The following is an 8,565-nucleotide window of genomic DNA, read 5'->3' on the forward strand; positions in this document are numbered from 1 at the left end:
GCGATACTGCGCGAAACTTGAGAGCGGCGGGCGCCTGCGGGATGCTGAGGGATAATGAGGAATTTTTCGCGCCGCCCGGATGAGCGGCTTGTTTAGAATTCGCAGCGAGGGAGACTCCCCCATGCCCGAGAGCTTCCGCGATCAGCTGGCCGAGCGCCTCCGCATCCAGCTCGCCGATCTGGACGTTTCGCCCGAGAAGGCCCTCGCCTTCGCCTCCGACGTGATGCACATGATCGATCGGGCGACGCAGGAGCGCGCCTACGAGGCCACCCTCCGCCAGATCGTCCAGCGCTACGCCGAGGCCTGGTCCGAGCACGCCTCGCGGCGCCTTCTCGATGCCCGGGAGGACGGCGCCACCGAGATGGTCTACGAGATGATCGAGCGCCAGGCCCGCACCCGCGCCGTGAGCGCCCTGCGGAAGGCCCTGCTCAATGCCCTCGAGGGGGTGAAGCCGCCCGCGGACGACCTCGATTTCTTCGAGGAGGACTGAGCGGCCTTGCGGGAGGGGCCGCTCCCCCCTAGAATCCGCCCCGCGGGATAGAAAGCCCTGGTTCATGCCACATTTCAAAGGGAATTTTCCGGATGAGCGATAACGTCCGCGTCCGCTTCGCCCCCTCGAACACCGGCCACCTCCACATCGGCGGCGCGCGGACGGCGCTCTTCAACTGGTTCTTCGCCCGCCACCACGGGGGGACAGCCATCCTCCGCGTCGAGGACACCGACCGCGAGCGCTCCACCGAGGAATTCTACGACGCCATCCTCGAGGCCTTCGAGTGGCTCGATATCGCGTGGGACGAGGGCCCCATCCGGCAGAGCGGTCGGATGGCGCTTTATCAGGCCGCCGCCCAAAAACTCCTCGCCTCGGGCCACGCCTTCCGCTGCACCTGCACCCCCGATGCGGTCGAGCAGATGCGCGATCTGGCCCGCAAGGAGGGCCGCGTCCCCAAGTACGACGGCACCTGCCGGGGAAGGTACGATGCGGATCCGGACGCCCCCTTCTGCCTCAGGCTCCGCGCGCCGGATACGGGACAGACCGTGGTCGAGGACCTTCTGGCCGGCGCTGTCACCTTCGAAAACGATCAGCTCGACGACATGGTGATCGTCCGCACCGACGGGGCCCCGATGTATAACTTCTGCGTCGCGGTGGACGATGTGGACATGCAGATCACCCACGTCATCCGCGGAAACGATCACCTCTCGAACACCCCGAAGCAGCTGCTCGTCTACGCGGCGCTCGGGGAGGCGCCCCCCCGCTTCGCCCACATCTCCATGATCCTCGGCAGCGACAAGAAAAGGCTCTCCAAGCGCCACGGCGCCACCTCGGTCCTCGAGTACAAGAGCCAGGGCTACCTTCCCGAGGCCCTCATCAACTACCTCGTCCGCCTCGGGTGGAGCCTGGGCGATCAGGAGATTTTCACCCGCGATGAGATCATCGAAAACTTCACGATCGAAGGCCTCAACCGCTCGGCGGCGGTCTTCAACCCCGAAAAGCTTCTCTGGGTGAACCAGGAGTACATCAAGGAAGGCGACGCTGCGCGCCTTTGCGACCTCATGGAGGCAGCCCTCCGCGCGGAGGGCCTCGATCCCGATACCATCCCCCGCGAGGGGCGCCTCGGCGTCGTCGAGGAGCTCCGCACCCGGGCCAGGACCATCGTCGAGCTGACCGAGGGCGCGCGCTTTTTCTTCACCGGCCATGTGGAATACGAAGAGAAGGCCGCGAACAAATTCCTCACGGTGGAGAGCGGGGCCACCCTCGCCACGCTGCGCGATGGGCTCTCCGCGCTCGATGCCTTCACGCCCGAGGCCATCAAGGCCCTCTTCGAGGCCGTCATGGAGAAAGAGGGCCTCGGACTCGGCAAGATCGCCCAGCCGGTGCGCGTCGCCGTGACTGGGGGCACCGTCAGCCCCGGCATCTTCGAGACGCTGGCCCTTCTTGGAAAAGAGCGCACCCGCGCGCGCCTCGATGCGGCCCTGGCCTATATTCAGAGGTAGAAAGAGCGGTTCCGGGGCCCGTCACACCCGGAAATGGCGGCTGGGCTTGACGGATTTCGGCACGAAATGTAAGAGGTCTAGGCACCAAACGCTGGGGGATCGTCTAGCGGCAGGACACCAGACTCTGGATCTGGGAACTTAGGTTCGAATCCTAGTCCCCCAGCCATTTCAAATCAATGGTTTATCTAAAGCGAAACTCTTTTCGCTTTTGCTTGCGTGTTTGTTTTCGTGCTTGTTTCCGAAAAAGTCCTCTTCATCGCATCCCGAAGGAAATCGTCTGACTCGTGGATATAGCCCATCGTGGTCTGCACATCGGCGTGGCGCAGGGCGTTTTTGATGGCCCCGAGCGGGACGCCCTTGTCGTGGAGCCAGGAGGCGCAGGTGCCGCGCAGGATGTGGATGTTTCCGGGCTTCTCGATTTTTGCGGCTTCCTTGGCTTTCTTCCATGTTGAGACTTGAGAGTGTCAAAAAACAATTCGGGGCGCAGGTCGTTCTGGATGGCGCGAGCCTGGCGCTGCACCCCGGCGAGAAGGCCGGCCTCATCGGCCCGAACGGCGCGGGAAAGACGACCATCTTCCGCATCATTGAGGGCGCCGAGGGCGTTGACGGCGGGGTGATGCGCCTGCGCGGCCGAATCCGCATCGGGGTGCTTCGCCAGGAACTTGCCCCCTCGGATCGCACCGTGCTGGCCGAAGTGCTCGAGGGCAACGGCGAGTTCACCCGGCTGCGCGAAGAGCAGGAGCGTCTGCATGACCGCCTGACTGGCGCGGTGGATGGCGCCGAGCAGGAGCAGCTCTCGGCCCGCCTCGGGGAAGTCGATCACCACCTCGAGCGGATCGGCGGATATGAAGCGGACGCGCGGGCGGCGGCAATTCTGATGGGTCTCGGCTTTTCGAGCGATGAGGTCCAGCGGCCGCTCGGCGAATTTTCGGGCGGCTGGCGGATGCGGGCGGCGCTGGCGCGGCTGCTTTTCTCCGTGCCCGATCTGCTTTTGCTCGATGAGCCGACCAACCACCTGGATATCGAGTCGGTGGCCTGGCTCGAAAAATTCCTTGCCCGGTATTCGGGGACTCTGATCGTCATCTCCCACGACAGCCATTTCCTGAACCGGGTGGCCGGGGTCATCGTCGAGCTCGAAGGCGGGCGGCTGACCCGCTACACGGGAAATTTTGACAACTACCTCGAACAGCGCGAGGCCCACTTCGAACAACTCGAAAAAGCCGCTGCCCAGCAGGAACGCCGCATAGCGGAACTCGAGGGTTTCATCAGGCGGTTTCGCGCCAAGGCGACCAAGGCCCGCCAGGCCCAGAGCCGGGTCAAGCAGCTCGAGAAGATAAAGCCCGTCGAAAAGATTGTCCGGCCCGCCGCCGTGCCCAAAATACGCCTGCCCGAACCGCCGGCTTCGGCATGGGAAACGCTGAACGTCGAGGGTCTCGGGAAAAGCTACGGAGATAATCAGGTGTTCTCGGGCGTTGACCTCAAGCTCACGCGTGGCGAGAAGATCGGCCTCATCGGCCCCAACGGGGCGGGCAAGACACCCTTCCTGCGGATCGTTTCGGGCGAGATCGCGCCTGGCGAGGGCCACGCCCGGACGGGCGACAGGGTGCGTGTGGGTCATTTCTCTCAGTTCGTTCTCGATGCGCTGGGCGGCTCCCACAGCGTTCTCGAATCGGCGACCGATGTGGCGCCGCCCACGGTCACGAAGACCGAGATCCGCTCCCTTCTGGGCGGGTTTTTGTTCTCGGGTGATTCGGTGTTCAAAAAAGTGTCGGTTCTCTCCGGGGGCGAACGGGCGCGCCTCGCGCTGGCGCGGCTGTTCATGTCCGGGGCGAACCTGCTGCTCCTCGATGAACCGACGAACCATCTGGACATGGGCGCGCGGGTGGCGCTCGAGGAAGCCCTCGAAGTCTACGCCGGGACGTTCATTCTCGTGGCGCACGACCGGGATCTGCTCAAGGCGGTGTGCGAGGCGTACTGGGTTATCGAGGGCGGGACGATCCGCCCGCTCGAGGGCTCGCTCGACGACTATCTCGAAGAGGTCACCGCGCGGCGGCTGGGCGAGAAGGGCGGGGAGAAAGACGTTTCTGCCGCGCCGCGCCGAAAAAGCCGAGGGGATCGCCGCCAGGCCGCCGAGGCGAGAAACCGGCTTCACCGCGAGACGCGGAGTCTCAAGAAAAAATCCGGGGAACTCGAAGAGCGGATTCGCGCCCTGGAGGCCGACGAGGACGAGCTCAAGTGCCGCCTCGCCGAGCCCGGTCTCTACGATGAGGAAAACAAGGCGCCCCTCGCCGATCTTCTGGAGCGGCACCGGAAGGTTGCCGCCGCCCTCAAGGCGGCCCTGGACGAGTGGGAGCGGGTCACCGCCGCCACCGAGGACATCGAGGCCGCGATACGCGGCGCGGCGGAGTAGGGGGATACGGATCAGGCCTGGAGGCTCACCACTTGGCCGCGGGTTGCGGTAGCACCCCCCGCCTCGTCGCTGTCGCCGTCGTTCTCCCGGTCGGCGCCCTCGGTCCCCTGCGGCTGGACTGCGGGCTTGGCGGTCTCAGGCTTCTGGGCGGGGGGACGGACCGCTTGAATGGCGGGGGAAGAACCGGTGCCGACGGGAGTGAGTATTTTCGTTTCTCCTTATGCAATGCGTTGTGATTGATGACTCGCCATTGATCGAGGTTGGGGAAACCCTTGATCGCGAAGGGATGGAGAGGTCATCCTTGGCCGGTCTACCTGTGCATGGCGGATTGGGAATTCGCATGCCCCGCCGGAAAAAAAGAAGGCACGGGCGAATCGATCGCCCATGCCTTCTTCCTTTTGAGACTCTCTAAATAACGCCTACTTCGACATCTCTCCGAGCTTGGCGCGGGTCATCTTCGTGAGGCGCCCATCGGCTTTCAGGCCGTTTGCCTTCTGGAAAGCGGCGAGGGCCGCTCTCGTCTTCTTTCCCATTTTTCCGTCGGCAGGACCTGGATCGAAGCCCAACTTCTTGAGCGATTCCTGAGCCGCCGCGATCCCGGGCGAGCCTTTTCGCGGAGCTTTCATTTTTGTCTTCTCGGCTGCCTTGCCCTCTTTCGGCCTCTCAGCTGCCATGCCCTCTTTCGGCTTCTCGGCTGCCATGCCCTCTTTCGGCTTCTCAGCCGCGAAGACGCCCGACGGCGCAACCAGCCCCATGGCCAAACCGGTAACAATCAACAGCCTGAGTGTTTTTCTGGTCCACGATCTCATGTTCATGTCCCTTTTTTAAAGCGTTGTAGTTGATGTGGCGAAACTGAAACAGTTTTTCAGCGCTCCTGTACCTGGATCGGCGCAACCCTCCTATTGTGCTGAAAATCGATAAAACAACCCTGTTATATTTGTACATCCAATCCGGGATATAGCGATATATGAAAAGGTAGCTGTGCCTCCCGAAAACCATATCCTATTGATTGTATTAGGATTTTCTCGTTCAAGAGAGGCATCCATTTCGGCGTGAAGCGGCCCCCGGCAAAACCTCGGGTGAGGCCCGCCGATCGAATGCCTTTGTCCCCTATCGCCAAGGCGGCCACACAGGGGATTGGATTTTTTTGGGGAAGAAATGAACCGCAATTCCCTAGCCGGAAGCGACGACCGGGTTCACGAGTTTGCCGATTCCGGAAGCCTCGCAGCGCACCTCGTCGCCCGGCTTCAGCCACCAAGGGTCGGGAGGAGTCCTGAAGGCAGCTACCCCTGAGGGTGTTCCGGTCGAGATCACGTCTCCCGGCTCGAGGCCCATCCGGGAGAAGTGGGCCACTATCCTCGGCATCCCGAAAATGAGATTTCGGGTGGTTGACGATTGGCGGGGCTCCGCCTCGTCGTTGACCCAACAAGAGATGGCGATGTCCTCCGGGTCGGGGATCTCATCGGGGGTGATGAGCCATGGACCCATGGGGGCAAAAGTAGGGAAGTTTTTCCCCAGGTTGAGCAGCCCCACCTTGAGTTCGGGGAATTGAATTTCACGCTCGCTGACATCGTTCAGGATGGTGTAGCCAAAGATGTGCTTTTTCCAGTCCTTCTCCTCAATGTCAACGCCACCTCGCCCGATGACCATAGCGATCTCGACCTCATAATCAATCTGGCGCGAACCCTTCGGGATGCGGATTGGCTGGCGGTGGCCTGCAAGGGCTGTGGCCACCATGTTAAAAGCCATCGGAAAGGACGGGGCATTGTGAACGGCGCCGCCCTCGTCCAGGTGGTCCCTGTAATTGATCCCGAGGGCGATGATCTTGCCGGGCCGGGTGACGGGCGCCTTGAAGGCTATCTCCTCTTGCGGGATGAGGGCACGCCTCCCGGTGGGAGAGGGAGGGTCTTCCCCTTTCGCCAGCCAGCCTTCGCAGTGCTCCAGAAGAGTGCGGAGAGCGTCCAAGGCCTCCTTTCCTCTCCGGATAATACTCACCATCTTCGGGGGCAGGAGAGCAGAGGCTTGCCCTTCCGCGTCGGAGGCGGCTCTTTCGGAGGAGAGAAAATCGGCGTAGGCCGATGTGACATCGGCGAAACGTCCGTCTGAGAGGAGGAGGCCAACACGCTCCTCTCCCTCACGAGCACTCAAAGCGGAAAAGGTTGCAAGCTTCATCCGGCGATCATTTTCCCCCTTTATTCTGCTTTTTCATGAGAGCGGCGAGGTCCCGCTGCTTCGTCATGTGGGTATCCTGATGAAGGTATCCCCCGAAGTTGTCCTTGCGGATGGGACTGCAAGCCTCAAAGGCGACAGTATCCTCGAGGTAGTCAGCCTGGTGCTCCACATGACTCGGGACGTACCAGACATCGCCGGGCTTCAGGATTACGACAGGCTCCTCCCCCGACTGCACCCGCACGCTGCCACTGAGCAGGCAGAAGATTTGCTCCGCCTCGTGATGGTGGCGGACGGTTGTGGCTCCTTTTTTCGCGTTGACGTAACAAATCATAACGTGCTCGCCACTCACGATCTTGGGTTCGACACCCGGAAAGGGAATTTTGGTCGGCAGCTTGTCCCAGTCAGTAACGGGCATATTTTGCTCCTCTCGTCCTGATCCTCAAATCATGTTCATCCAGACTTCTCATCCCAACCGGAATTGCGCGGCAATGCTCTCTACCCGTGCATCGTGAATTGTCAATTGCGCACTCTTCCATGCAATGGGCGCAGCGGCCCTCAGGCGGCTCAAATTCCCCGCCTTCGTTATTCATCGCAATCTAAGATGAGACGATCATTAATTGCCCTCCTTTGCGACCGCGCCGCTCCGTTTCTTCGGGATGATCGGCAGCAGCAGGTGCGCCGTGTGTTTCGGCCCCGTGTGCAGGGTCGTGCTGCCGCCGAAGACCTCCTTCGGCCGATCGGTCGGATGGTCGTGCAGAAACGGCCCAGAGCCGCGCGAGGGCACATAGGCCGCGACCGCCGGCCCCGGCCGATCGAAGTCCTGGCCGGAAATGTTGACGGCGAGGCGGAATCCCTTCGGCAACACGATGCACTGCGGCCAGATTTCCACATCGAGTTCGTACACCCGGCCGGGTATCAGCGTTTGCTTGTCGTCGTGGGTGTGATACGGCCGCCACGGCGTTGACTTCTCAGGGTCGAGCTTGCGGTGGGAAGCGCGCAGCCAGCCCTGGGCGAGCGGCGTCTTCGGGTCAACCGTGCCCTGGAAATACACCTCTTGCCCCTTCGGCGAGAAAGCCTGCACGGTAACGAACAGATCCGCATCTCTGGTATCAGACGAGATGAAAAGCTTGGCCACCATCGGCCCGGTGATCTCGGTTTCCTGCTTCAGCGGCGGCGACATCCAGGTCACTCCGCGGGTCAGCGCCCGGAATGTGTTCGAGCTGTTGGCCTTCGGCGCCGTCCAGTCGAGCTTTCCCTTGCCGCCCGCGTGCAGATACAGCTTGGTCCACTTCGTGCCCTTGAGCGGCCACTCTTTCTCCTTGCGCAGCTCTACCTCGTCCGTGAACGGCCGCCGGAGATTGATCCACACCCGCGGCTCCTGTTTCCAGCCGTTGCGCTCTCCCTTCAGGTAGTAGTCGAAGAAGCGTTTCTGCAGCTGCATGCCGTACTCGAGGTAGAACCATTCCTCGTGGCGGCCCGGATGACCTTCCAGCCACTTCTCCTTTGAGGCAGCCTGCGTGAAGGCCTCAAAATTCCCGCGCGGGTGCAGGCCGAAGCCCGCCCAGCTGGCCGCGCTGAGAAACGGCACTTTCACCTTCGACCAGTCCGGGGAGCGCGATTGGTACCAGTCATCGTCCATCTCGCGGACGCGGAAATTCTCGAGCGTGTCGGCGCGATTCTCTGCCAGTTCTTCCTTGGACAGCGTCGCCGGGCCCGTCGCCCGGGTCTTCATCCAGTGGTCGTGCGGACCCTTTGGGTTACCGTGCTGCACCGCCTCGACCTGGCGCGGGTACCAAATCTCCATGAACTTGTTCGACAGGATGCCGCCGTGCCGCGCCCAGTCGCGGTAATGGTCGGCGGCGCCCTCCCACGGGATCATCGCCGCCAGGGGCTTGGGCTGCAGGGCGGCGACCTGCCATTGGTTGATCGCGTAGTAGGAGACGCCGTTGAGGCCGACCTTGCCGGTTGACCAGCGCTGGCGGCCCGCCCAT

General features: G+C 62.5%; 8 protein-coding genes and 1 tRNA gene. 5 read left to right on the forward strand and 4 right to left on the reverse strand.

Annotated features, from left to right (window positions below; translation table 11 throughout):
* Positions 1 to 121: 121 nt before the first annotated feature.
* The 5 genes from O2807_08050 (at position 122) to O2807_08070 (ending at position 4,402) form a co-directional block, all read left to right on the forward strand.
* Positions 122 to 490: a hypothetical protein gene (locus O2807_08050; protein ID MDA1000452.1), complete on the forward strand. Its 369-nt coding sequence runs from the start codon at positions 122 to 124 to the stop codon at positions 488 to 490.
* A 92-nt stretch (positions 491 to 582) separates the two neighbouring features.
* Positions 583 to 1,992: a glutamate--tRNA ligase gene (gene gltX, locus O2807_08055; protein ID MDA1000453.1), complete on the forward strand. Its 1,410-nt coding sequence runs from the start codon at positions 583 to 585 to the stop codon at positions 1,990 to 1,992.
* Positions 1,993 to 2,084: 92 nt separating this feature from the next.
* A tRNA-Gln gene (locus tag O2807_08060) sits at positions 2,085 to 2,158 on the forward strand.
* 118 nt (positions 2,159 to 2,276) lie between these two features.
* Complete coding sequence (locus tag O2807_08065; protein MDA1000454.1) at positions 2,277 to 2,444, forward strand: hypothetical protein; 168 nt, start codon at positions 2,277 to 2,279, stop codon at positions 2,442 to 2,444.
* Positions 2,438 to 4,402, forward strand: coding sequence for an ATP-binding cassette domain-containing protein (locus tag O2807_08070; GenBank protein ID MDA1000455.1), 1,965 nt, complete (start codon positions 2,438 to 2,440; stop codon positions 4,400 to 4,402). The genes O2807_08065 and O2807_08070 overlap by 7 nt, the downstream gene beginning before the upstream one ends.
* Before the next feature lie 419 nt (positions 4,403 to 4,821).
* Here O2807_08070 and O2807_08075 read toward each other — a convergent pair whose 3' ends face one another.
* The 4 genes from O2807_08075 to O2807_08090 all read right to left on the reverse strand — a co-directional run.
* A complete protein-coding gene (locus O2807_08075; protein ID MDA1000456.1) occupies positions 4,822 to 5,211 on the reverse strand; it encodes a peptidoglycan-binding domain-containing protein in 390 nt (129 codons plus the stop codon).
* Positions 5,212 to 5,575: 364 nt separating this feature from the next.
* A complete protein-coding gene (locus tag O2807_08080) occupies positions 5,576 to 6,574 on the reverse strand; it encodes a fumarylacetoacetate hydrolase family protein (protein MDA1000457.1) in 999 nt (332 codons plus the stop codon).
* 7 nt (positions 6,575 to 6,581) lie between these two features.
* Complete coding sequence (locus O2807_08085; GenBank protein MDA1000458.1) at positions 6,582 to 6,989, reverse strand: cupin domain-containing protein; 408 nt, start codon at positions 6,987 to 6,989, stop codon at positions 6,582 to 6,584.
* A 198-nt stretch (positions 6,990 to 7,187) separates the two neighbouring features.
* Positions 7,188 to 8,565: CocE/NonD family hydrolase (locus tag O2807_08090; protein ID MDA1000459.1), on the reverse strand; the 1,378-nt coding region annotated here is incomplete at its 5' end.

The sequence above is a fragment of the bacterium genome (genome assembly GCA_027622355.1).
GTDB lineage: Bacteria > UBA8248 > UBA8248 > UBA8248 > UBA8248 > JAQBZT01.